The sequence below is a fragment of the Pseudomonas sp. TE3910 genome (assembly GCF_056279025.1).
In genome coordinates this window covers 3907470-3930931 of the sequence record NZ_JBWBQN010000001.1, presented here as the reverse complement: position 1 = coordinate 3930931, position 23462 = coordinate 3907470, and the positions used below count along the sequence as shown (strand labels likewise).

Annotated in this window: 19 protein-coding genes and 2 tRNA genes; 5 read left to right on the top strand and 16 right to left on the bottom strand. The window is 60.8% G+C overall.

The window, feature by feature from the left end:
* Positions 1 to 30 precede the first annotated feature (30 nt).
* On the bottom strand, positions 31 to 771 hold the full coding sequence (gene rlmB, locus ACZ9H3_RS17950; RefSeq protein WP_163935989.1) for a 23S rRNA (guanosine(2251)-2'-O)-methyltransferase RlmB: 741 nt from the start codon (positions 769 to 771) through the stop codon (positions 31 to 33).
* Positions 768 to 3338: a ribonuclease R gene (gene rnr / locus ACZ9H3_RS17945; protein WP_102052364.1), complete on the bottom strand. Its 2571-nt coding sequence runs from the start codon at positions 3336 to 3338 to the stop codon at positions 768 to 770. The genes rlmB and rnr overlap by 4 nt, the downstream gene beginning before the upstream one ends.
* Before the next feature lie 266 nt (positions 3339 to 3604).
* On the opposite strand from rnr, the gene ACZ9H3_RS17940 reads away from it, so the two are divergent.
* From ACZ9H3_RS17940 to ACZ9H3_RS17925, 4 genes are all read left to right on the top strand, one after another.
* Positions 3605 to 3691: transfer RNA gene (locus ACZ9H3_RS17940), tRNA-Leu, on the top strand.
* An 81-nt stretch (positions 3692 to 3772) separates the two neighbouring features.
* A tRNA-Leu gene (locus tag ACZ9H3_RS17935) sits at positions 3773 to 3859 on the top strand.
* 205 nt (positions 3860 to 4064) lie between these two features.
* A complete protein-coding gene (locus ACZ9H3_RS17930; protein ID WP_065758764.1) occupies positions 4065 to 5078 on the top strand; it encodes an extracellular solute-binding protein in 1014 nt (337 codons plus the stop codon).
* A complete protein-coding gene (locus tag ACZ9H3_RS17925) occupies positions 5078 to 6643 on the top strand; it encodes an ABC transporter permease (protein ID WP_476221791.1) in 1566 nt (521 codons plus the stop codon). Before ACZ9H3_RS17930 ends, ACZ9H3_RS17925 begins: the two co-directional genes overlap by 1 nt.
* Positions 6644 to 6688: 45 nt before the next feature.
* Here the strand turns inward: ACZ9H3_RS17925 and ACZ9H3_RS17920 are convergent, their stop codons facing one another.
* From ACZ9H3_RS17920 to ACZ9H3_RS17865, 12 genes are all read right to left on the bottom strand, one after another.
* On the bottom strand, positions 6689 to 8623 hold the full coding sequence (locus ACZ9H3_RS17920) for a methyl-accepting chemotaxis protein (protein WP_476221789.1): 1935 nt from the start codon (positions 8621 to 8623) through the stop codon (positions 6689 to 6691).
* Between the two features lie 188 nt (positions 8624 to 8811).
* Positions 8812 to 10104, bottom strand: a complete 1293-nt coding sequence (locus ACZ9H3_RS17915) for an adenylosuccinate synthase (protein WP_065758761.1) — start codon at positions 10102 to 10104, stop codon at positions 8812 to 8814.
* A gap of 54 nt (positions 10105 to 10158) precedes the next feature.
* Positions 10159 to 11346: an ATP phosphoribosyltransferase regulatory subunit gene (locus ACZ9H3_RS17910; protein ID WP_099773413.1), complete on the bottom strand. Its 1188-nt coding sequence runs from the start codon at positions 11344 to 11346 to the stop codon at positions 10159 to 10161.
* Between the two features lie 242 nt (positions 11347 to 11588).
* The gene (hflC, locus tag ACZ9H3_RS17905) at positions 11589 to 12458 is read right to left on the bottom strand and encodes a protease modulator HflC (RefSeq protein ID WP_102052361.1); all 870 of its coding nucleotides are present in this window, start codon (positions 12456 to 12458) and stop codon (positions 11589 to 11591) included.
* Positions 12458 to 13618 (bottom strand): FtsH protease activity modulator HflK, encoded by a 1161-nt coding sequence (gene hflK / locus ACZ9H3_RS17900; protein ID WP_102052360.1) that lies wholly within the window; start codon positions 13616 to 13618, stop codon positions 12458 to 12460. The genes hflC and hflK overlap by 1 nt, the downstream gene beginning before the upstream one ends.
* Positions 13619 to 13714: 96 nt before the next feature.
* The gene (hflX, locus tag ACZ9H3_RS17895) at positions 13715 to 15016 is read right to left on the bottom strand and encodes a ribosome rescue GTPase HflX (RefSeq protein ID WP_065758757.1); all 1302 of its coding nucleotides are present in this window, start codon (positions 15014 to 15016) and stop codon (positions 13715 to 13717) included.
* Between the two features lie 12 nt (positions 15017 to 15028).
* Entirely contained in the window at positions 15029 to 15289 is a 261-nt protein-coding gene (gene hfq, locus ACZ9H3_RS17890) for an RNA chaperone Hfq (RefSeq protein ID WP_065758756.1), read from the bottom strand.
* Positions 15290 to 15385: 96 nt separating this feature from the next.
* The gene (miaA, locus tag ACZ9H3_RS17885) at positions 15386 to 16360 is read right to left on the bottom strand and encodes a tRNA (adenosine(37)-N6)-dimethylallyltransferase MiaA (protein ID WP_330522368.1); all 975 of its coding nucleotides are present in this window, start codon (positions 16358 to 16360) and stop codon (positions 15386 to 15388) included.
* Position 16361: 1 nt separating this feature from the next.
* Complete coding sequence (gene mutL / locus ACZ9H3_RS17880) at positions 16362 to 18257, bottom strand: DNA mismatch repair endonuclease MutL (RefSeq protein WP_476221785.1); 1896 nt, start codon at positions 18255 to 18257, stop codon at positions 16362 to 16364.
* Entirely contained in the window at positions 18254 to 19684 is a 1431-nt protein-coding gene (locus ACZ9H3_RS17875; RefSeq protein WP_176717405.1) for an N-acetylmuramoyl-L-alanine amidase, read from the bottom strand. The genes mutL and ACZ9H3_RS17875 overlap by 4 nt, the downstream gene beginning before the upstream one ends.
* A gap of 3 nt (positions 19685 to 19687) precedes the next feature.
* Positions 19688 to 20158: a tRNA (adenosine(37)-N6)-threonylcarbamoyltransferase complex ATPase subunit type 1 TsaE gene (tsaE, locus tag ACZ9H3_RS17870; RefSeq protein WP_102052356.1), complete on the bottom strand. Its 471-nt coding sequence runs from the start codon at positions 20156 to 20158 to the stop codon at positions 19688 to 19690.
* Entirely contained in the window at positions 20146 to 21006 is an 861-nt protein-coding gene (locus ACZ9H3_RS17865; protein ID WP_099773408.1) for an NAD(P)H-hydrate dehydratase, read from the bottom strand. The genes tsaE and ACZ9H3_RS17865 overlap by 13 nt, the downstream gene beginning before the upstream one ends.
* Positions 21007 to 21069: 63 nt before the next feature.
* Here ACZ9H3_RS17865 and queG point away from each other — a divergent pair, with 63 nt between their 5' ends.
* Positions 21070 to 22152: a tRNA epoxyqueuosine(34) reductase QueG gene (queG, locus tag ACZ9H3_RS17860; RefSeq protein ID WP_476221781.1), complete on the top strand. Its 1083-nt coding sequence runs from the start codon at positions 21070 to 21072 to the stop codon at positions 22150 to 22152.
* Here the strand turns inward: queG and ACZ9H3_RS17855 are convergent, their stop codons facing one another.
* Both ACZ9H3_RS17855 and orn read right to left on the bottom strand, forming a co-directional pair.
* Positions 22153 to 22764, bottom strand: a complete 612-nt coding sequence (locus tag ACZ9H3_RS17855; RefSeq protein WP_065758749.1) for a trimeric intracellular cation channel family protein — start codon at positions 22762 to 22764, stop codon at positions 22153 to 22155.
* A 101-nt stretch (positions 22765 to 22865) separates the two neighbouring features.
* Positions 22866 to 23408 (bottom strand): oligoribonuclease, encoded by a 543-nt coding sequence (gene orn, locus ACZ9H3_RS17850; protein ID WP_330522300.1) that lies wholly within the window; start codon positions 23406 to 23408, stop codon positions 22866 to 22868.
* Positions 23409 to 23462: the final 54 nt, after the last annotated feature.

Below are 23462 nucleotides of genomic sequence, written 5' to 3'. Positions count from 1 at the left end.
ATCGCTGTAGACGCGGGCCTTGGCAGGCCGTCATGCGCGGCGCTGGCGCACCGCTTCAAACAGGCAGACACCTGTAGCCACCGAGACGTTCAGGCTGCTGACACTGCCGGCCATCGGCAATTTCACCAGGAAGTCACAGTGCTCACGAGTCAGGCGACGCATGCCTTTGCCTTCGGCACCCATGATCAGCACGATCGGGCCGGTCATGTCCTGCTGGTACAACTCCTGCTCGGCCTCGCCGGCCGTGCCGACGACCCACAAGCCACGCTGCTGGAGCTTTTCCAGTGTCCGCGCCAGGTTGGTCACCGCGATCAGCGGGATAACCTCGGCGGCACCACAGGCCACCTTGCGCACGACGGGCGTCAGGGTCGCCGACTTGTCCTTGGGCACGATCACCGCGGTTGCACCGGCCGCATCGGCGGTACGCAGGCAGGCACCCAGGTTGTGCGGGTCGGTTACGCCATCGAGCACCAGGATCAACGGCGAACCCTCGGTACGCTCAAGCAGTTCCTCGAGCATGTTCTCGCCCCAGACCTGGCTCGGGCTGACCTCGGCCACCACACCCTGGTGAACGCCCTCGACCCAGGCGTCCAGTTCACGCCGCTCCGCCTGACCGACCGCTACGCGGTTCTGCCCGGCCAACTCCAGCAGCGCCTGGATACGTGGCTCGCTGCGCCCTTCAGACAACCAGATCTGCTTGACCCGCTTGGGATGATGACGCAACAGGGCCTCTACGGCATGCACGCCGTAGATTTTTTCCAACTGACTCATGACTTGCCCTTCTTACGCGGAGCAGCGCCAGACTTCGGCGGCCCCTTGCGGTGTTTGCTTGGCTTGGCCGCAGGCTTGCCGGACGACGACTTGCCAGCGGCGTGACTGCCCTTGGCGTCGGCCATCAAGGCCTTTTTCATTTCGCGGCTCTTGCGCACCTCGGCATTCTTCGCCGCCGCATGGGACGGGAAGTAAGCCTCGGCGGTCTCGCTTTTCTTGCTGCGACGCGACGGTTCGGCGCTTGGCGCTGGCGCAGCGGCCTTCTCGGCAGCAGGCTCGGAGCCCGAGCGTTGCTTGCGACCGATCGGCGCGCTGAGGGTTTTCTCGGCCATCTCGAAGTCGATCTTGCGCTCGTCGAGATCGACACGCATGACCCGCACCTCAACGGTATCGCCCAGGCGGAACGTGCGACCGGTACGCTCACCAGACAACCGATGGTGAACCGGATCGAAGTGGTAGTAATCGCCCGGCAAGGCACTGACATGCACCAGGCCTTCCACGTAGATGTCGGTCAGCTCGATGAACAGGCCGAAACCGGTCACAGCCGTGATCACGCCTGGGAAGCTCTCGCCCACGCGGTCCTTCATGTACTCGCACTTGAGCCAGTTGACCACGTCGCGGGTCGCCTCGTCAGCGCGCCGCTCGCTCATCGAGCACTGTTCACCCAACTGTTCCAGGGTGTTCTCGTCGTACGGGTAGATCCGTGCCTTCGGAATGCTCATGGCCCCGGCGCGCTTGACGTGCGGGGTATCCTGACGCGAACGGATCACGCTGCGGATGGCCCGATGGGTCAGCAGGTCGGGATAACGGCGAATCGGCGAGGTGAAGTGGGTATACGCCTCGTAATTCAGGCCGAAGTGACCATGGTTATCGGCGCTGTACACCGCCTGGCTCAACGAGCGCAGCATGACGGTCTGGATCAGGTGGAAGTCCGGACGGTCGGCGATTTGTGCCAACAGCGCCTGGTAGTCCTTCGGCGACGGACCATCCTTGCCCTTGTGCAGCGACAGCCCCAGCTCACCGAGGAACGCACGCAGTTTTTCCAGACGCTCCGGTGGCGGACCGTCATGGACCCGGTACAAGGCCGGAATTTCATGCTTCTTGAGGAACTCGGCAGTGGCAACGTTGGCCGCCAGCATGCACTCTTCGATCAGCTTGTGAGCATCGTTGCGCACAGTCGGTCGAATTTCCGCGATCTTGCGCTCGGAACCGAAGATGATCCGGGTTTCCTGAGTCTCGAAATCAATCGCGCCACGGCTGTGACGAGCGGTCAACAGCACCTTGTACAGCGCATAGAGCTGCTTGAGGTGCGGCACCACGTTGCTGTACTCGTCACGCAGGGCTTTGCCCTCACGCGTACGCGAATGCTCAAGCATGCTGCTGACCTTGTTGTAGGTCAGGCGTGCATGGGAGTGGATCACCGCTTCGTAGAACTGGTAGTCGACCATCTGGCCAGACTTGTTGATGGTCATTTCACAGACCATCGCCAAGCGGTCGACATGCGGGTTCAGCGAGCACAGCCCGTTGGACAGTTCTTCGGGCAGCATCGGCACGACGCGCTCGGGGAAGTACACCGAGTTACCGCGCACCTGCGCCTCGGCATCCAGTGCCGAGCCGAGGCGAACATAACTGGACACGTCGGCGATTGCGACATAGAGGCGCCAGCCTCCGGAGAACAGGCGCAGCTTGCCCAGGCTCTCGCAGTAGACCGCATCGTCGAAGTCGCGGGCGTCTTCACCGTCGATGGTGACGAACGGCAGGTGGCGCAGGTCAATGCGCTTTTCCTTGTCCTTCTCTTCGACGTCCGGCTTGAGCTTGCGGGCTTCCTTGATGACGGCTTCCGGCCAGACATGCGGGATGTCGTAGCTACGCAGCGCGACGTCGATCTCCATGCCCGGCGCCATGTAGTTGCCGATGACTTCGACGATGTCGCCTTGAGGCTGGAAGCGGGGTGTCGGCCAGTGGGTGATTTTCACCTCGACGAACTGGCCGATCTTGGCGTTGCCACTGCGCCCCGGGGTCACCAGCACTTCCTGCTGGATTTTCGGGTTATCCGGCGTTACGAAGCCAATGCCGCCTTCCTCGAAGTAACGGCCAACGATGCTTTCATGGGCACGGGAAATGACTTCGACCAGCACACCCTCGCGGCGACCACGGCGGTCAACGCCGGAAACGCGAGCCAGGGCTCGGTCACCGTCAAACACCAGACGCATCTGCGCCGGGCTGAGGAACAGGTCTTCAGTGCCGTCATCCGGGATCAGGAAGCCGAAACCGTCGCGATGGCCGGAGATGCGGCCGAGGATAAGGTCCAGCTTGTCCACCGGGGCATAAGTGCCGCGCCGGGTATAGATCAACTGACCATCACGCTCCATGGCACGCAACCGGCGGCGCAGGGCTTCGATCTGGTCCTCGGTCGTCAGGCCAAACTCCTCCACCAACTGCTCACGGGCAGCTGGCGAGCCTCGTTCGGCGAGGTGCTGCAGGATCAGCTCACGGCTGGGGATGGGGTTTTCGTATTTTTCCGCTTCACGAGCGGCCTCGGGATCGAGGGTCTGCCAATCGGCCATTAGGAGGGGTTCACCTTGTCTATATAAGGGTTAGTTTGGCATAGGCGTATTGAAACCGGAAATTTCGGCCTTGGACAGCCCCGCCAGAGCCCTGTGAGGGGCTATAAGTGCTGTCATTGGACAACAACTTGAATTTTTTAAGATTTTTTCCAAACAGGGCTTTACAGCCGTTTTGAGCATCCGTATTATGCGCACCACAGCGACGGACACCGTCGTTATAGTTGAGAAGCAACGTGATGTGAAGCATCATGTGACCTTAACGAAATGCCCAGATGGTGAAATTGGTAGACACGCCAGCTTCAGGTGCTGGTGACCTTACGGTCGTGGAAGTTCGAGTCTTCTTCTGGGCACCAATTTCAAATTTCAGATTAGCCTAAAGCATCTGAAATTTATGCAACACGCTACACCGTTTCATGCTTTAAAGCTTTACTTTTGCCCAGATGGTGAAATTGGTAGACACGCCAGCTTCAGGTGCTGGTGACCTTACGGTCGTGGAAGTTCGAGTCTTCTTCTGGGCACCATATTTCTAAAGAAACCCGCGAAAGCGGGTTTTTTTATGCCTCGCGAAAAGTACTTATCCCCCACCTGCAGCTACGCCCCTCCCTCTCAGTAAGGGCGAATGGCAACGATAGCCTGCTCATGAATTTTTCCTCACTGGCGTACTTGAGAAACAATATCGTTTATTATTGTTTCCAGATTTGTACCCGTAAGCGAGGAAGTACCCGCATGACGATTCGCATCAAACCGATTTTGCGCGGCCTGGCCGCCTCCCTGTTCACACTGGCACTGGGCACCCCTCCGGCCATGGCCGCCGACCCCGTGTCGCTGACCCTGTACAACGGCCAACACAAGGAAATCGGTGAAGCCATCGCCAAAGCCTACGAGGCCAAGACTGGCATTCACATCAATATCCGCAAGGGCAGCAGCAACCAGCTGGCCAGCCAGATCATCGAGGAAGGCGATCGCTCCCCCGCCGACGTCATCTACACCGAAGAGTCGCCACCCCTTAACAACCTGGGTGAACTCGGCCTGCTGGCCAAGATCGACGATGCAACCTTGCAGGTTCTGCCCAAGGAATACGTTGCCAACAATGGCACCTGGATGGGTGTAACCGCACGCACGCGCGTCGTCGCCTTCAACCCCAAAGTGATCGACGAGAAGTCGCTGCCGCCTTCGGTCATGGATTTCGCCAACCCGGAATGGGACGGCAAGATCGGTTTCGTCCCTACCAGCGGCGCCTTCCAGGAACAGGCCGTTGCAATCCTCAAACTCCACGGCCGCGAAGCCGCCGAGGAATGGCTGACCGGCCTGAAAGCCTTCGGCAAGACTTACACCAACAACATGGTCGCGCTCAAAGCCGTGGAAAATGGTGAAGTCGCCGCGGTACTGGTCAACAACTACTATTGGTACGCCCTGAAAAAAGAGCGCGGCCAGCTCGATTCGAAGCTCTACTACCTTGCCGATGGCGATGCCGGCGGCCTGGTGACCATTTCCAGCGCGGCAGCGGTCAAGGCCAGCAAGCACCCACAGGAAGCCCAGGCGCTGCTGGCCTGGATGGCCAGTGAAGAAGGCCAACGGGTGATCACACAAACCACCGCCGAATACCCGCTGCACAAAGGCATGGTCTCTGATCAGGGCCTGAAGCCATTCGAAGACCTGCGTCCACCGAAAATCACCCCGGCCGATCTGGGTAACGCCGAGGAAGCCCTGGAACTCGAACGCGAAGTTGGCCTGCTCTGATGAGCGCCGCCCTGCCCTTGGCGGCCTCGGTCGCCTATGTACCGCGACGAAAGCGCCCCTCGATCTGGGTGGTGCTACCGGTTCTGCTGCTGGTCGGGCTCAGCCTGCTGCCGTTGCTGTATGTTGGGCTCAAGGCCTGGCAGGCCGGGCTGCACGAAGCCTTGCGCCTGCTCTGGCGACCCTTTGTATGGGGCCTGATGCGCAACACGCTGCTGCTGATGGTCGGCGTTACGCTTGCGTGCGCGATACTCGGCCTGGCGCTGGCTTGGCTACTGGAACGCAGCGACTTGCCGGGAAGGCGCCTGTGGGGCGTCGTCCTGTGCCTGCCATTTGCCGTGCCCGCGTTTGTCAGCGGCTTTACCTGGGTATCCCTGAGCCCGCGTTTCGAAGGGCTGGGCGGGGCGATTCTGGTGATGGCGCTGTCCAAGTACCCCTTGGTGTTCCTGCCGGTGGCCGCAACACTGCGCAACCTCGACACCTCCCTGGAGGAGTCGGCACGCACCCTGGGCCAGAATCGCTGGGGAGTGTTCTTCAGAATCACCCTGCCACTGCTCTGGCCGTCGATTCTCGGCGGCAGCCTGCTGATCGCCCTGCACATGCTGGTGGAGTTCGGCGCCCTGTCGATCCTCGGGCTACAAACCTTCACCACGGCGATTTACCAGCAATTCGAGCTGGAGTTCAGCAATGCCAATGCAGCCATGCTGTCAGCCGTGCTGCTGTTCATGTGCCTGCTGATGCTATGGCTGGAGTTGAGGGTGCGCGGCAAGGCACGCCATGTACGTATCGGCCAAGGCGTGGCACGTCGCGCTGCTCCCGTGCGCCTGCGTGCGTGGACGCCCATCGCACAGCTGTTCTGCCTGATACTGATGTTACTGGGCAGCGGCATTCCGCTGGGCATGCTCGCGTACTGGCTCAGTGTCGGCTCTTCGGCAGCCTTCCCGGTCGCCGATATCAGCCGGGCACTGGTCTCCTCATTGTCGCTATCGCTGGGCGGTGCCGGGGTAAGCCTGCTACTGGCGCTGCCAGTGAGCTTCCTGGTGGTGCGCTACAAGGGACGCCTGGCAGTCTGGGCTGAGCGCCTGCCGTATTTGTTACATGCCCTGCCGGGGCTGGTGATTGCCCTGACGCTGGTGTACTTCGCCTTGCACTACGTGCCCGCCCTGTACCAGACCACCGGGCTGTTGCTGCTGGCCTATGCCCTGCTGTTTCTGCCACTGGCCCAGGCGCCGGTGCGCACAGCACTAAACAAGGCCTCCCCGCAACTGGAAGAGGCAGCACGCACCCTTGGCGCAACGTCGTTTGGCGCCTTCTGCCGGGTGACCCTGCCGATCATCTTCCCGGCACTGGCAGCAGCTTTTGCGCTGGTCTTTCTGGATGCCATGAAAGAGCTCACGGCAACCCTGCTGCTCAGCCCGACAGGCATGACCACGTTGGCTACCGAGGTATGGGCACACACCGCCAACGTCGAGTTTGCGGCAGCAGCGCCCTATGCAGCCCTGTTGATCCTTGTCTCGGGCCTGCCGGTGTATCTGCTGACCACACGCATGTACCTGAACCGGGCCTGACACTGCCGACAGCCGCTGACCGATCAGCGGCTGTCGATCAGTTGTTCAGGCACGGAACTGCCCTAGGCTGGCCTTGAGCTGAGCCGCCAGATCGTCCAGCACTTTACTGCTGGCCGTCGTTTGCTGAACCACCCTGGCAGCGCGCTCAGCTTGCTCATGAATGGTTTCCACTCGACCACGTACTGCCTGCGCACCCCTGGCCTGCTCCTCAGCCGCACGGGTCGCCATACCGATGGCCGCATGCACCTGCTCGACCGAGGCCTGTACGGCCTGCTGTACCCGCGCATTGTCACGCAGTACCAGCAACCCCTCGCTGGCTTGACGCCCTGCCTGGCTGATCGCCGCAACGGCCTCCCGCGCGCCCTGCTGCAAGGCCCCGATGTGGGCTTGAATATCACCCGTTGAGCTCTGAGTCTTGCTGGCCAGCGCGCGCACCTCATCCGCGACCACGGCAAAGCCCCGGCCTGTTTCACCCGCACGAGCCGCCTCGATGGCCGCATTAAGCGCAAGCAGGTTGGTCTGCTCGGCAATACCGTGAATCACCGTCAAGACCACTTCAATCTGCTCGCTCTGCTCAGCCAGTCGCTCGATCACTTTCGAGCCGGTCTGCACCTGCCCGGCCAAGGCCTCGATCAGGCCGGCCACCTGAGCCGAGGTACGGCTGCCTTCATCCGTAGCCTGGCGAATGTCCACAACCTGTTGCAGGGCAGACTGCATTACCTGACTTTCGTTCTGCGCCTCATCAGCCATGGCCGACAAGGCACGCAGGCTTTCGGCCACTTCATCACGCTGCAACTCGGCCGCCGCATCGGCGCCGGCATTGTGCTGGGCCATGACACCGATTTCGATGCCCGTACGCTGTGCCACTTCACCGGCTTCGCGAACAATCGGCTGTAACTTGTCGACAAAGCGGTTGACCGCCGTCGCCATGTCACCAATTTCGTCACGGCTATCAATCGGCACACGCTTGGTCAGATCACCCTCGCCAGCGGCCAAGTCGTTAAGCGCGGCAATGAGCAAACGCAACTTGCTGACGACCCGATGGCCCAGCACCACCGCCACAACCAGAAGCACGCCAAAACCGACCAACGCCAGCCCCAGACCAATGTTCCAACGCAACGTAGCAGCGGCTTCCTGAACGCTCTGCGAGGTGTTCGCCTGCATGCCCGCAGCACTGGCCTGAGCTGCCTCCAAACGCGCACGCAAGGCCTTGGTGCTGTCTGCCGCTGCCCCCATCAGGCTCTCACCCACCAATTGATCACCGCTGGCGATCAACGCCGCGAAGCGCTGATCCAAGGCCTGCAGTTCGTGTTCGACTGACGACGTGGATACCCCCATGAGCACTTTGCCGATCTCGACACCATTAGGGTTGATCGGCGCCTCGACGAAGTACACCGACGGATCGTTGCGCGCAGCATTGACCACCTTGTCCAGCGCCCGCTCTCCCTCACCCTTTTCCAGCAAGGCCTGGTTGATCGGGTTTTGCCGGTTCAGGTAACGAGTCAAGTGCTGACCCTGAGCATCGTCGTAGACCACAAAGAGCACATTGGGATTGCGCTGGGCCCGTCGCGAGAACTCCGACAGGGTCGGCACATCGTTGTCCCACATCGCTCTTGGCGCCACAGAGGCCAGCAACTCAGCCATGTCATTGGCCGAGTCCTTGAGGTTTTTTTCCAGGGTGGCTCGTAACTGCGCCTGCTCGCTTTCCAGACGAGCCGAGAGCCCGCCCGTCAGGCGCTGACGAGTACTGGCCGAAAGGCTGTCCAGACCGGCGCTGACCTCCTGCTCCGCACGCTCCAATTCCGCCGACAATTTCTGACTGTCGACCCCCAAACGATTGCCCAAATCCGCTTCAAGCGTGGTCACCGTGCTCCGGGTAAGCGCTACCGCTACCAGCACTTGCACCAAAAGAGCGATACCAAGGGCAACAAAGACAGGCCGCAACAGGCGGCTTCGTAACAGTGAGAGAACGGCTGACACGAAAGAACCCTCTACTTTCTGGCGCCATTAAAATGATGGCTCACCTGTAACGGTTCTCTTAGCAATCCCCATGCCGCACTCCCGATAAAATGCCTGAGCACTGCGCTTCCTGTGGGATCAGCACCAGTCTTTGGCTTAAAAAAAACCCCCGCTAAAAAGCGGGGGTTTGTGTTTAGCGCAAACGTATATCAGGCAAACGGATGACGCAGCACGATGGTCTCGTTGCGGTCAGGGCCGGTGGAGATGATGTCGATCGGCGCGCCGACCAGCTCTTCCACACGCTTGATGTAGGCACGGGCGTTGGCCGGCAGTTCTTCCAGGGTCTTGGCACCCAGGGTCGACTCGCTCCAGCCCGGCATTTCTTCGTAGACCGGCTCCAGGCCGATGTAGCTGTCGGCATCGGTCGGTGCATCGATAACCGCACCGTTCTCGTTCTTGTAGCCAACGCAGATACGGATGGTTTCCAGGCCGTCGAGGACGTCCAGCTTGGTCAGGCACAGGCCGGAGATGCTGTTGATTTCGATGGCGCGACGCAGGATCACGGCGTCGAACCAGCCACAACGGCGGGCACGGCCCGTGGTAGCACCGAACTCATGGCCACGCTTGGCCAGGAAAGCACCAACGTCGTCGAACAGTTCGGTCGGGAATGGACCGGAGCCAACGCGAGTGGTGTAGGCCTTGGTGATACCCAGGATGTAGTCCAGGTACATCGGGCCAAAACCGGAACCGGTGGCGATACCGCCAGCAGTGGTGTTCGAGCTGGTGACATACGGGTAGGTGCCGTGGTCGATGTCCAGCAGCGAACCCTGGGCACCTTCGAACATGATGTCCTTGCCGTCGCGACGCAGAGCATGCAGCTCGGCAGTGACGTCGAGCATCATCGGCTTCAGCTCTTCTGCAAAGGCCATGCACTCGTCCAGGGTCTTCTGGAAGTCGATCGCAGGCTCTTTGTAGTAATTGACCAGCACGAAGTTGTGGTAGTCCAGCAGCTCGCCGAGCTTGGCAGCGAAACGCTCACGGTGGAACAGGTCACCGATACGCAGGCCGCGACGGGCAACCTTGTCTTCGTAGGCCGGGCCGATGCCACGACCAGTGGTGCCGATCTTCAGCTCGCCACGGGCCTTTTCACGGGCCTGGTCCAGCGCTACATGGTAGGACAGGATCAGCGGGCAGGATGGGCTGATGCGCAGGCGCTCACGCACCGGTACACCTTTTTCTTCCAGCTTGGTGATTTCACGCAGCAGGGCGTCTGGTGCAACCACCACGCCGTTGCCGATCAGGCACTGCACGCCTTCGCGCAGTACGCCCGATGGAATCAGGTGCAGCACGGTCTTCTCGCCGTCGATCACCAAGGTGTGACCGGCGTTGTGACCGCCTTGGTAGCGCACTACGGCGGCAGCATGTTCGGTCAGCAGATCGACGATCTTGCCTTTGCCCTCATCACCCCACTGGGTGCCCAGGACTACGACATTCTTACCCATAACACTTGTCCTCATTCGCGCAAACTTGGCGCCGGGCATCGCCGGCGGGAAAACTCAAATGGCCAGTGGCAGAACCTGCCAAAGCCCGTTTTGCTGAATCAATTGCCGATCACAATCTGCCTCGCGGGCGGCGGACAACGGTTGCCCAGGCAATGCCTGAACCACACGCTGACCTTCGCTACGCAACTGGCAGACCTGTTGCCAAAGCGCGGCATCGCTGCTGTCGGGCATCCAGATCCCGCCAGACGGCAACACGACTTCGGCTCGCCCCAGTGTGACCAGGGTCTTCAAATCCGTAGAGAAACCGGTGGCCGGGCGCGCCCGACCGAAATCCGCGCCGATATCATCGTAGCGGCCGCCCTGGGCGATCGACTGACCGACACCCGGAACGAACACGGCGAACACAACGCCGGTGTGGTAGTGATAACCACGCAACTCACCCAGGTCGAAATACAGCGGCAGGTCTGGATAACGCGCGGACAAGCGCTCGGCAATCGCCAGCAGATCATCCAGCGCAGCCAGTACCGCTGCAGGTGCACGCCCCAGGCGCACACGCGCCGCTTCCAGCACTTCTCGCCCGCCGCACAATTCGGTCAGGGCGCGCAGCATGCCGCCCAGCTCTGCCGGAAGGTTTGCCGTGAGTGCTTCAACTTCGTCGACGGCCTTGCGCTGCAGTGCGTCGAACAACTGCTGCTCAACCGCACCGGACAACCCGGCGGCACGCGCCAGGCCGCGGTAGATACCGACATGCCCGAGGTCCATGTGGACGTCCGCCACGTCAGCCAGTTGCAGCGTTGCGAGCATGAGGCTGATCACCTCGACGTCGCTGACCGGGCTGGCATCGCCATACAGCTCGGCGCCCAGCTGAATCGGGCTGCGCGAGGTCGAAAGCGCCCGAGGCAACGCATGCAGCACGCTGCCGGCATAGCACAGTCGGTTTGGGCCCTCACGACGCAGGGTGTGCGCGTCGATACGCGCCACCTGCGGCGTGATGTCGGCACGGAAGCCCATCTGCCGACCGGATTGTGGGTCGACGACCTTGAAGGTACGCAGGTCCAGGTCCTGGCCGGCACCGGTAAGCAGCGATTCCAGGTACTCGATATGAGGGGTTACGACAAACTCGTAGCCCCAGCTCTGGAACAGATCCAACACCTGACGACGCGCGATTTCGATGCGCGCCGCTTCCGGTGGCAGTACTTCTTCGATGCCATCTGGCAGCAGCCAGCGGTCTACCGTTGCCATTACGCCATTCCCCTTGGGTCCCGACGGCCTGTCCGCAGGCCCGCCTTGAGTGAAGCAGGTATCGCCTGACGCCGCCTGTACAGGCGCTTCAAGCCGGGGCGATACCCTCGAAAACCTTGCTGCGCTGCCGATCAAACATGCAGACGCAAAAAAGCCGGGAATTTCCCGGCTGCCGCATCATACACCCGTTTTCGCGCAGGATCACCCCGCCAGAGGTATTAGCCGCCCGGCGGGGTACATCATCAAGGCTTGGTCTTGCCCATGAAGCGGAAGAAATCGCTGCTTGGGTCGAGTACCAGCACGTCGCTCTTGTTCGCGAAGCTCTCACGGTAGGCCTTGAGACTACGGTAGAACGCGTAGAACTCCTGGTCCTGGCCGTAGGCCTTGGCATAGATGGCCGCTGCCTGGGCATCGCCATCACCACGCACCTCTTCCGACTCGCGATAGGCTTCAGCCAGCAGCACACGGCGCTGACGGTCAGCATCGGCACGGATACCTTCAGCCAGCTCGTTACCCTTGGCACGGTGCTCACGGGCTTCACGCTCACGCTCGGTGCTCATGCGCTCGAACACGCTGCGGTTCACTTCCTTCGGCAAGTCGATGGCCTTGACCCGAACATCGACGACTTCGATGCCCAGCTCCTTGTTGGCCATGCGGTTCAGCGAAGCGGTGATGTCCGCCATCAAGGCGTCACGCTCACCGGACACCACTTCGTGCAGGGTACGCTTACCGAACTGGTCACGCAGGCCGCTTTCCAGACGACGCGACAGACGCTCGTCGGCGATCTGCTTCAGGCCCGAGGTAGCGGTGTAGAAGCGCTCGGCGTCCTTGACCCGCCATTTGGCGTAGGCATCGACCATCACGGCTTTCTTCTCCAGCGTCAGGAAACGCTGGGTCGGAGCATCGAGGGTCATCAGGCGGGCATCGAACCTGCGCACCTGGTTAACGTACGGCACCTTCACGTGCAGGCCAGGCTGAACGTCAGTTTTCACCACACGACCGAATTGCAGCAACACGGCGCGTTCGGTCTGGGCAACGATGTAGAAGCTGTTCCAGGCCACGATCGCCAGCACTACGCCAACGATCAGGGCGATCAGCGATTTATTGCTCATCAGCGGCTCTCCCTAGAACGCGACTCACGTTGCTGCTGTTGCAGGTCAGTGGCAGCACGGTTGGCTGCATCATTGACCGAGACCGGCACGCTGCTCACAGGAGCACTACTGCGCGTGTTTTCGATCATCTTGTCCAGCGGCAGGTAGAGCAGGTTGCTCTGGCCGTCTTTGCCAGAGACCAGCACCTTGCTGGTGTTGCTGTAGACTTCCTGCATGGTGTCCAGGTACAGACGCTGACGGGTCACCTCAGGCGCCTTGCGGTACTCGGCCACCAACTTGGTAAAGCGATCCGCCTCACCCTTGGCACGAGAAACCACTTCGTCGCGATAACCGTTGGCGTCCTCGATGATACGCTGCGCCTGACCACGGGCTTCCGGCACCACGCCATTGGCGTAGGTTTCAGCCTGGTTGCGGGCACGCTGCTCGTCTTCACGGGCGCGAATCACGTCATCGAAAGCTTCCTGCACTTCACGCGGGGCTGCCGCGCTCTGCACGTTCACCTGAGTGACGGTGATACCGGTACGGTAGGTGTCGAGGAAACGCTGCAAGCGCTCCTTGATCTCGACCGCCATCTGTTCACGGCCTTCGGTCAGCACCTGATCCATCGCGGTGGAGCCCACCACGTGGCGCAATGCGCTGTCGGTCGCGTGCTGCAGGCTGACTTCAGGCTGATCGACGTTCAGCACGAAATCCTGCAGGTTGGTGATCTTGTACTGCACGGTCAACGGCACTTCGACGATATTCTCGTCTTCAGTCAGCATTTGCCCCTGCTTGGTATAGGCACGCTCGCGGGTGACGTTTTCCATGTACTTGCGATCGATCGGCGGGAAGTAGATGTTCAGGCCCGCGCCAACCGTTTCGTAGTATTTGCCGAAGCGCAGAACGACTGCCTGCTCCTGCTCGTCAACCACATAGACGGCGCTGTAAAGCCAGATAGCCGCCAACACGGCGAGACCGACACCCAGCAGGCCAAAACCACCGCCCTTGTTGGTGCCGCTGTCGCCGCCACGTTTCTTGCCACTGCCGAACATACCGTTCAGGCTGTCCTGCAGCTTGCGGAAGGCTTCGTCGAGATCCGGCGGCCCTTTCTTGTCGCCACCACGGCGGCCACCCCAAGGGTCCTGATTGTTCGAGTTGCCACCCGGCTCATTCCAAGCCATAGCGCTCTCCATCTGATAAAGCAAAGACGCGCTCACGGCGCGCCGTCCAATGCTACAGAATGCCTGTCACGGCTGCCTGACCGCTAGGCCTGGCATTTATTGCAAAGTGTGTTGCTCGATGAAATCCAACGGTTTCATCCCTTCACGACTGACCAGTCGATTGAACTCTATTCGCGACAACCGCACCGCCAGCAGGCTGTTACCTTCTTCATCGTGTTCTTCGCTCTGCACCGCACCGAGCGCAAAGAACTGCGCACGCAATCGCGCATAGCGCTGCTCAAGGCGCAAGGTACCGATGAACAGGTCATCCCCCAGCAATTCGGCAATCGCCTGCCCGACCAGCTCCAGACCGCGTCCGTCACGTGCCGACACCCAGACACGTTGCGGTTTACCTTCTTGGTTACGCTGAATCTGAGGCTCTACACCTTCAAGCAGGTCGAGTTTGTTATACACCTCAAGTATCGGCAAGCCTTCAGCACCGATCTCACTGAGCACTGCCATGACTTGCTCGATCTGTGCCATGCGCTCCGGCTCATGGGCATCGATCACGTGCAACAGCAAATCAGAGTTGCTCGACTCTTCGAGCGTAGCTCGAAAAGCTTCAACCAGCTTGTGCGGCAGATGACGAATGAAGCCCACGGTATCGGCCAGCACGATCGGCCCGACATCGTCGAGCTCCAGGCGGCGCAAGGTCGGGTCGAGGGTGGCGAACAGCTGGTCGGCTGCATACACCTCGGAGGCGGTCAGGGCATTGAAGAGGGTCGACTTGCCGGCGTTGGTATACCCCACCAGCGAGACTGACGGGATGTCTGCACGCTTGCGTCCACGACGCGCCTGCTCACGCTGGCTGCGCACCTTTTCCAGGCGTGCCTTGATTTGCCGCAGACGGACTCGCAACAGGCGACGGTCGGTTTCCAGCTGGGTTTCACCCGGGCCTCGCAGACCAATACCGCCCTTCTGTCGCTCGAGGTGGGTCCAGCCGCGTACCAGGCGCGTGCTCATGTGCTCTAGCTGAGCCAGCTCAACCTGCAGTTTGCCTTCGTGGGTACGTGCGCGCTGGGCGAAGATATCGAGAATCAAACCGGTACGGTCAAGCACGCGACACTCGAAAACGCGTTCGAGGTTACGTTCCTGACTGGGCGTCAGGGTGTGATTGAAAATCACCAGGTCCGCTTCTTCGGCTTTGACCAGGTCGCGCAACTCCTCGACCTTGCCAGTGCCAATCAGGAATTTGGCGGAAGGCTGGTGTCGCGTCACCGTGACGAACGCAACGATATCGGCACCTGCCGACACTGCCAGCTCCTGAAACTCCTGCGGGTCTTCGCGCGCCTCAGGGTCCTGACCTTCCAAGTGAACGAGGATCGCCCGTTCACCACCACCGTGGCGCTCAAAGAACAAAGCAGACTCCTATCAGGCGTTACCTGGCTCAGCGTCACCGTGTTCGGCATCAGCTGCGCTTGGCAGACGGATTGGACGCACTGGAACCACTGTCGAGATAGCGTGCTTGTAAACCATTTGGCTGACGGTGTTCTTCAGCAGAATCACGAATTGGTCAAACGATTCGATCGTGCCTTGCAGTTTGATGCCGTTGACCAGATAGATCGAGACCCCGACCTTTTCTTTTCGCAAAGTATTCAAGTAAGGGTCTTGTAGCGAATGCCCTTTTGACATGTGCCGCACTCCTGTAAGGATCAATAGTAAGAAAATTCAAAAAAAACTGATGGCTCAGGCCGCCCCACCCCAAGGATAGACGGCAATTGCAAGGACTCAGCTCAATATGGAGGCCGATCCCAAGTATTTCAAGGTGCGAGACAGATTGTCGCAAGCCAGGCTATCCAGCCAGTGCAGATCAGCCCAACTACGCAACCAGGTAAACTGCCGCTTCGCCAACTGGCGAGTGGCAATAATGCCGCGCTCCTGCATTTCAACTGAAGTCAACTTGCCATCGAGATGATCCCATACCTGGCGATAACCGACTGCTCGTATAGACGGCAATCCGGCATGCAAGTCACTTCTGGCACGCAGCAATCGGACCTCATCAACGAAGCCCTGTTCCAACATTTGACCAAAGCGCAGTGCAATTCGCTCATGCAGAACCTGCCGGTCCTTCGGTGCGATCGCCAAACTGGCGACAGTATAGGGCAATTGCCCCTGTCCCGACGCGCCTAGTACGCTACTTTGCGCAGATTGACGCTCTCGATGGGCCGTCATGCTCAAGCCGCTGACCCGATAGACCTCCAGCGCACGCATCAGCCGCTGCGGATCATTGGGATGAATACGCGCCGCAGATACCGGATCGATGGCCGCCAGTTGATCGTGCAGGGCTTGCCATCCAAGGCGCAGGGCTTCGTCTTCGATTTCCGCCCGCACCTGCGGATCGGCAGGCGGCATATCGGCCAACCCTTCGAGCAGCGCCTTGTAGTACAACATGGTACCGCCCACCAACAGCGGGATATTGCCCCGCGCAGTGATTTCAGCCATGGCTTCCAGGGCATCGCGCCGGAAGTCCGCGGCCGAGTAGCTCTCTGCGGGGTCCAGAATGTCGATCAGGCGATGCGGGTGAGCCGCCAGAATATCCTTGGACGGCTTGGCCGTGCCGATATCCATACCGCGATAGACCAGCGCAGAGTCAACGCTGATCAGTTCGCAGGGCAATACTTTTGTAAGTTCGATGGCCAGATCGGTCTTGCCCGCGGCAGTCGGGCCCATCAGAAAAATTGCCGGCGGCCTGGAAGCAGGCATATCAACGACCACGCAAGAACAGTTTGTCCAGGTCATCCAGGCCCAATTGGGTCCAGGTCGGACGACCATGGTTACATTGACCGCTGCGCTCGGTGTTTTCCATATCGCGCAGCAAGCCATTCATTTCTGCCACCGCCAGACGGCGATTGGCACGCACCGCGCCATGACAGGCCATGGTGCCCAACAACTCGTTCAAGTGTGCCTGAATACGGTCACTGGTGCCGTACTCCATCAGGTCGGCCAAGACATCCTGAACCAGGCGATTGGCTTCAGCCTGCTTGAGCAAGGCCGGAATCTGCCGGATTGCCAGGGTTTCCGGGCCAAGGCGCTGCAACTCGAAGCCCAGGCGCTGGAACCACTGGGCATGCTCTTCAGCACAGTCAGCCTCACGCTGACTCAATGCCAGCGACTCCGGCACCAACAGTGGCTGCCCACTAAGCCCCTCACTGGCCATGGCGATTTTCAGGCGCTCATACATGATCCGCTCATGGGCCGCATGCATGTCCACCAGCACCAGCCCCTGAGCGTTTTCGGCCAGGATATAGATACCCTTGAGCTGGGCCAGGGCATAGCCCAACGGCGGAATGTCGCCCTGGCCTTCCGGCAAGGCGACCGCTGCAGTTTCGGGCAGCGGGGCAAAGAACTCGCGGTAGACACTCTGGGTTTCCGCCGTTGGCATCGGCGAAGCAGGACGCGGGGTGTACTGATACCCGTAACCGGCACCCGAACCACTGCCGGCCGGACGAGACACAGGCTCGGCCACAGGCTGCTCGAGCAGGTTGGCCGCCAGGCGCATCTCGCCCTGAGGACCAAACTCGCCCGCCGCCAGCCCACTCGGCCGAATCGCTTCGGGCACTGCCGCAGGCGCCGCCACCTGATCTTCCGGACGAACATCAGCCAGCGCCCGGTGCAACGTGCCGTAGAGGAAGTCATGCACCATACGGCCGTCACGGAAGCGCACTTCGTGCTTGGTTGGATGCACGTTGACGTCGACACCCGTAGGGTCAACCTCGAAGAACAGCACAAAGGTCGGATGCCGGCCGTTGAACAGCACGTCGCGGTAGGCCTGGCGTACCGCATGAGCCACCAGCTTGTCGCGCACGGCCCGACCGTTGACGAAGAAATACTGCTGGTCTGCCTGGCTGCGAGAGAAGGTCGGCAAGCCGACCCAGCCCCACAGGTGCAAGCCGTTACGCTCGATCTCGATCGGCAACGCCTGCTCAAGGAACGCGGGGCCGCAAACCGCGGCAACGCGCCGCGCCCGGGCCACATCGTCATTGGCCTCATGCAGGCTCAGGATGGTCTTGCCGTTATGGCGCAAGTGGAACGCCACATCGAAACGTGCCAGCGCAAGGCGCTTGATGACTTCCTGAAGGTGATCGAATTCGGTCTTTTCAGTCTTGAGGAACTTGCGCCGGGCCGGCGTATTGAAGAACAGGTCCCGGACTTCCACCGACGTTCCTACCGGATGCGCCGCAGGCTGCACCCTTGGCGCCATGTCGCGCCCCTCGGTTTCGACCTGCCAGGCCTGGTCGGCGTCACGGGTGCGCGAGGTCAGGGTCAGGCGTGCAACCGAGCTGATCGACGCCAGCGCCTCACCGCGAAAACCCAGGCTCATTACCCGTTCCAGGTCTTCGAGGTCGCGAATCTTGCTAGTAGCGTGGCGTGCCAGCGCCAGTGGCAGATCATCGGCAGAGATACCGCTACCGTCATCACGTACGCGCAGCAGTTTGACCCCCCCCTGCTCCACGTCCACATCGATACGCCGGGCGCCGGAATCAAGACTGTTCTCCAACAGTTCCTTGATCACCGAAGCCGGACGCTCAACAACTTCACCGGCGGCAATCTGGTTGGCGAGCCTCGGGCTAAGCAGCTCGATTCGAGCGCTGGTACTCATTGCTGGGCCGCCAGGGTGGCACTGGGAATGTCCAGGTTCTGACCAACCTTCAGTTCATCGGTCTTGAGGCTGTTGGCACTGCGCAGCGTCGCCACGCTGACCTGATAACGCACGGCAATCATCGCCAGCGTTTCGCCAGGACGCACCACATGTTCACGTGGCCCCTGGGCGATCTTGCCACTGTCACGCAGCCAGGCCACATAGGTGCCCGGCGGCGGGTTTTGCTGGAAGAACTGCCGCACGCCACTGTGGATAGAACGCGCCAGCGACTGCTGATGGCTAGGCGTGGCCAGCTTGGACGCCTCGTTGGCGTTAGAGATAAACCCGGTTTCCACGAGGATCGACGGGATATCCGGCGACTTCAGCACCATGAAGCCTGCCTGTTCAACCCGACGCTTGTGCAACGGGGTGATCCGGCCAATGTTACCCAATACCTTTTGCCCAACGTTCAGGCTGGAACTCAGCGAGGCGGTCATCGACAGGTCGAGCAGTACCCCGGCCAGCATGCGGTCCTTGTCATCCAGGCTGACGTTACCGGCACCACCGATCAGGTCGGAACGGTTCTCGCTGTCCGCCAGCCAACGCGCGGTTTCCGACGTCGCACCACGGTCGGACAAGGCAAACACCGAGGCACCGAAAGCTGCCGTGGAGGGCGCCGCGTCGGCGTGGATCGAAATGAACAGGTCGGCGCCTTTCTTGCGGGCAATCTCGGTACGTTTACGCAGCGGGATGAAGTAGTCGCCGGTACGGGTCAGTTCGGCGCGAAAGCCCTTCTCGGTATTGATCTGGCGCTGCAGTTCCTTGGCGATCGCCAGGACAATGTCTTTCTCATGCTGGCCACGCGAGCCCGAGGCGCCCGGGTCTTCACCGCCGTGACCGGCATCGATGGCGATGACAATATCGCGCTTGCCATTCGGTACCGGCGGCAATTTGATCGCAGGCTGCGCAGGCGTGACCGGAACGGCAGGCGCGGTTGCAGTGGTCGGCGGCGGTGCTGGCGTCGACGGCGAGGTATCGGCGTCCTGATCGAACAGGTCCACCACCAGGCGGTTACCGTACTGCTGATTCGGAGCCAGAATGAAACTCTTGGGGTTGACTGCCTTGCTAAGGTCAATCACCACACGCAGGTCAGTCGGGGTACGTTGCGCCGAGCGCACACTGGTAATCGGGGTATTGGCAGTGGGAAGCGACAGCGGCGCGGCCATGGTAGCGCCGTTGATGTCGATCACCAGGCGATCCGGCGCACTCAGCGTGAATACGCTGTGCTGCACAGGCCCCGACAGGTCGAATACCAGCCGCGTGTTGTCCGGCGCCCGCCACAAACGCACGCTTTTGACTTGAGTGACGGCCAAAGCGTCAACGGTCACGACCGTAAGCAATAGTCCTACGACGGCAACCAGTGCGCGAATGCGCATACCTATCCCCATTTTCTATTTGAATTCCAAGGCCAGAGCGACACACCAGGCTTCGCCGCGCGAGCCCTGCGGCAACAGGTTCAGCGAACGACCGCCCGCTTGTGGGCTTATGGTAATGGTCAGGTCAGGCTTTGGCAAAATGCCCGCCCCCTTTTGGGGCCACTCCAGCAGACACAGGGCGTCATCATCAAAATAGTCACGAATGCCCATGTACTCGAGCTCTTCGGGATCGACCAGACGATACAGGTCAAAGTGGAAGGCACGCTTGTCACCTATCTCATAGGGTTCCACCAGGGTAAACGTCGGGCTTTTCACCGCGCCACGATGCCCGAGCCCACGGATAATGCCGCGCGACAGGGTAGTCTTGCCCGCCCCGAGGTCGCCCTCGAGAAAGATCACGCCACGACCTTCAGTCACCTCGGCAATACGTGCGCCGAAATCGACCATGGCCTGCTCATCGGCCATAAACAGGGTTACACCTGACACGCTGAATGCTCCTCCAACAACTGACGAATCTCTGGAATCAGGTCACTGGCCGCCAGGCCACGCCCTTTTTCACCCTGCCGCTCTCCGGCACGGGCATGCAACCAAACACCAAGACAGGCGGCCTGCCATGGTGCCATTCCCTGCGCCAGCAGTGCCCCCAGCACACCACTGAGCACATCACCCAAGCCTGCTGTTGCCATGGCCGGATGCCCATGCTGACACATGGCCAGATGACCATCCGGAGCAGCAACCAGGCTGCCGGCGCCCTTGAGAATGCACACCGCCGCATATTTGCGCGCCAGCTTGCGTGCCGCCCCGGCCCGGTCCACCTGCACCGCTTCGGTGGCGATACCCAGCAAACGTGCGGCCTCACCCGGATGCGGGGTCAGAATGCTATGGGCGGGCACCGACAAGGGCGAGCGCGCCAACAGGTTCAACGCATCGGCATCCCACACCTGCGGCAACCCCACATCAACAAGGGCTGACAACAAGCTACGACCCCAAGCCGCCTGCCCCAGACCTGGCCCCACCACCAACACCGAGGCACGTGACAACGGCGCCATCAACTGGTTGGCCGACTGCACACCCAGGCTCATCACTTCCGGCAACCGCGCCTGCGCTGCAGCCAGGTGTTCGCCACGGGTCGCCAGTGAAACCAGCCCGGCACCACAGCGCAGGGCAGCCTCTGCCGCCAGAAGCCCGGCACCGCCGGTGCCGCGATCCCCACCGATTACCAGCACATGACCAAACTGGCCCTTATGTGCATCAACGGGTCGTGCTGCAAGCAACGGCAGGCTGTCGCCCTCAAGCGTCAGCACGTCTTTTGCGATGTGTTTGGTATGCGGCATGCGTACTGGACTCCGATGTCTGGCAGAATTATACGCACCTGAGTCCTGATTGCCTTGTTTAGCATGCCTGTTCCTGTCACTGATCTTCCCGCCCTGGCCCAATCCATCAAGGAATGGGGCCGCGAGCTTGGCTTTGCCCATGTCGGTATTGCCGGGGTGGCACTTGGCGAGCATGAAAAACACCTGGAGCGCTGGCTTGAAGCCGGTTACCACGGCGAGATGGACTACATGGGCGCCCACGGCAGCAAGCGCTCGCACCCTGAGGAACTGGTACCCGGTACGCTTAGGGTGGTTTCGCTGCGCATGGACTACCTGCCGGGCGACACCCAGATGGCACAACGCCTGGCACAACCCGAAAAAGCGTACATTTCCCGCTACGCCCTGGGCCGCGACTATCACAAGCTGGTCCGCAAGCGCGTTCAACAACTGGCCGAGCGTATCCAGCAGGCTATTGGCCCCTTTGGCTTTCGCGCCTTTGTCGACAGTGCCCCGGTGCTGGAAAAAGCCATCGCCGAGCAGGCCGGACTCGGCTGGATCGGCAAAAACACCCTGCTGTTGAACCGCAAGGCCGGCAGCTACTTCTTCCTTGCCGAACTGTTCGTCGACATTCCACTGCCCGTCGACCCGGCACAGACCAGCGAGCATTGTGGTCGCTGCAGTGCCTGCCTGGATATCTGCCCGACCAAAGCCTTCGTCGGCCCCTATGTACTGGATGCCCGACGCTGCATTTCCTACCTGACCATCGAGCTGAAAAACGCCATCCCCGAAGACCTGCGCGCCCTCATTGGCAACCGGGTCTTCGGTTGCGACGACTGCCAGATTGTCTGCCCCTGGAACCGCTTTGCTCGCCCAACCGAAGAGCACGACTTCAAGCCTCGACACAACCTGGACAACGCCGAGTTGGCCGAGCTGTTTCTCTGGGATGAAGAAAAATTCCTGGCCAGCACCGAGGGCTCGCCGTTGCGCCGGGCCGGCTATGAGCGCTGGCTGCGCAACCTTGCCGTGGGCCTGGGCAACGCGCCCTCGAGCATTCCCGTGCTGGAAGCCCTCAAGGCGCGTCGCGACTACCCTTCCGATCTGGTACGCGAGCACGTCGAGTGGGCGCTAAGGCAACATGCCGAGCGGTTGCCCCCCCTCTCGGTTTGATCATTGCTCGTCGTTGTAATGGAACTTGGGCATTTCCCAGTGAAAACGAATGGCCAATAGGCGCAACAGGAAGCCGCCGAACAAGGTGAGCAGAATGGCCTGCTCGCCTGGCAGCTCCAGCGCAACGCAGGCCAGGTAGCACCAGGCCGCAGCGAAAGAGACGCTGGCATAGAGCTCACGACGGAATATCAGTGGGATGTCGTTGCAGAAGATGTCGCGCAGGATGCCGCCGAAGACCCCGGTAATGACCCCACTGATCGAGGCAACCAAAAAGCTCTGGCCCATTTCCAGGGCGGTCATGCAGCCAATCAGGGTGAAGGCCACCAACCCCAGCGCATCAAGCACCAGGAACAGCGAACGCAGGTGGCGCATCAAGGGGGCAATGAAGATAGTAACCAGCGCCGCAACACTGGTCAGCACCAGGTACTCGGGGTGCTTGACCCAGGTCAGCGGGTAATGCCCCAGCAGTACATCCCGCACCGAGCCACCGCCCAGTGCGGTAATGCAGGCGATCAGCACCACGCCGAACCAATCCATGCCGCGACGACCGGCCGACAACGCACCCGTCATGGCTTCAGCGGTGATTGCAATCAAGTAGAGCATCAACAACATGGTGCAGATCCGAGCAAAGGGGCGCGCAGTCTACCCAGTTGCCCGCAGCACCAAAAGGGGGCGCACGGAGGATAATCCGCACACCCCGGGTGCGCGCCGCATCAGAACTTGATGAAGTGCTCGCGGTAGTGACGCAGCTCGGCAATGGATTCGCGGATGTCGTCCAGTGCCAGATGGGTTCCACCTTTCTTGAAACTGTCGCGGACCTCAGGCGCCCAGCGTGCAGCCAGCTCCTTCAGGGTTGAGACGTCGAGATTACGGTAGTGGAAATAGTTTTCCAGCTCACGCATGTGGCGGTAGAGGAAGCGGCGGTCCTGACAGATGCTGTTGCCACAGATCGGCGACTTGCCCTTCGGCACCCACTGCTCGAGGAAGGCCAGGGTCTGTGCTTCGGCGGCGGCCATGTCGACCTTGCTCTCACGCACGCGCTGAGTCAGGCCCGAAGCGCCGTGGGTGCGAGTGTTCCACTCGTCCATGCGCGCCAGCACCTCATCGCTGTGATGGATCGCGATGACCGGCCCTTCAGCCAGGGTATTCAGGTCACTGTCGGTGACAATCGTGGCCATCTCGATGATGACATCATGATCAGGGTCCAGACCGGTCATTTCCAGATCGATCCAGATCAGGTTCTGGGGGTTCTGCATACAGTGTGCTCCTCAACGTAGCTACGCAGTTTAGCCTAGTGGAGCATGCTAAAC

What these genes read in the sequence shown, in the direction of transcription:
- rlmB (WP_163935989.1), bottom strand. Translation starts at nt 771, where the DNA reads ATGAGTCAGTTGGAAAAAATCTACGGCGTGCATGCCGTAGAGGCCCTG.
- rnr (WP_102052364.1), bottom strand. Translation starts at nt 3,338, where the DNA reads ATGGCCGATTGGCAGACCCTCGATCCCGAGGCCGCTCGTGAAGCGGAA.
- ACZ9H3_RS17930 (WP_065758764.1), top strand. Translation starts at nt 4,065, where the DNA reads ATGACGATTCGCATCAAACCGATTTTGCGCGGCCTGGCCGCCTCCCTG.
- ACZ9H3_RS17925 (WP_476221791.1), top strand. Translation starts at nt 5,078, where the DNA reads ATGAGCGCCGCCCTGCCCTTGGCGGCCTCGGTCGCCTATGTACCGCGA.
- ACZ9H3_RS17915 (WP_065758761.1), bottom strand. Translation starts at nt 10,104, where the DNA reads ATGGGTAAGAATGTCGTAGTCCTGGGCACCCAGTGGGGTGATGAGGGC.
- ACZ9H3_RS17910 (WP_099773413.1), bottom strand. Translation starts at nt 11,346, where the DNA reads ATGGCAACGGTAGACCGCTGGCTGCTGCCAGATGGCATCGAAGAAGTA.
- hflC (WP_102052361.1), bottom strand. Translation starts at nt 12,458, where the DNA reads ATGAGCAATAAATCGCTGATCGCCCTGATCGTTGGCGTAGTGCTGGCG.
- hflK (WP_102052360.1), bottom strand. Translation starts at nt 13,618, where the DNA reads ATGGCTTGGAATGAGCCGGGTGGCAACTCGAACAATCAGGACCCTTGG.
- hfq (WP_065758756.1), bottom strand. Translation starts at nt 15,289, where the DNA reads ATGTCAAAAGGGCATTCGCTACAAGACCCTTACTTGAATACTTTGCGA.
- miaA (WP_330522368.1), bottom strand. Translation starts at nt 16,360, where the DNA reads ATGCCTGCTTCCAGGCCGCCGGCAATTTTTCTGATGGGCCCGACTGCC.
- mutL (WP_476221785.1), bottom strand. Translation starts at nt 18,257, where the DNA reads ATGAGTACCAGCGCTCGAATCGAGCTGCTTAGCCCGAGGCTCGCCAAC.
- ACZ9H3_RS17875 (WP_176717405.1), bottom strand. Translation starts at nt 19,684, where the DNA reads ATGGGGATAGGTATGCGCATTCGCGCACTGGTTGCCGTCGTAGGACTA.
- ACZ9H3_RS17865 (WP_099773408.1), bottom strand. Translation starts at nt 21,006, where the DNA reads ATGCCGCATACCAAACACATCGCAAAAGACGTGCTGACGCTTGAGGGC.
- queG (WP_476221781.1), top strand. Translation starts at nt 21,070, where the DNA reads ATGCCTGTTCCTGTCACTGATCTTCCCGCCCTGGCCCAATCCATCAAG.
- ACZ9H3_RS17855 (WP_065758749.1), bottom strand. Translation starts at nt 22,764, where the DNA reads ATGTTGTTGATGCTCTACTTGATTGCAATCACCGCTGAAGCCATGACG.
- orn (WP_330522300.1), bottom strand. Translation starts at nt 23,408, where the DNA reads ATGCAGAACCCCCAGAACCTGATCTGGATCGATCTGGAAATGACCGGT.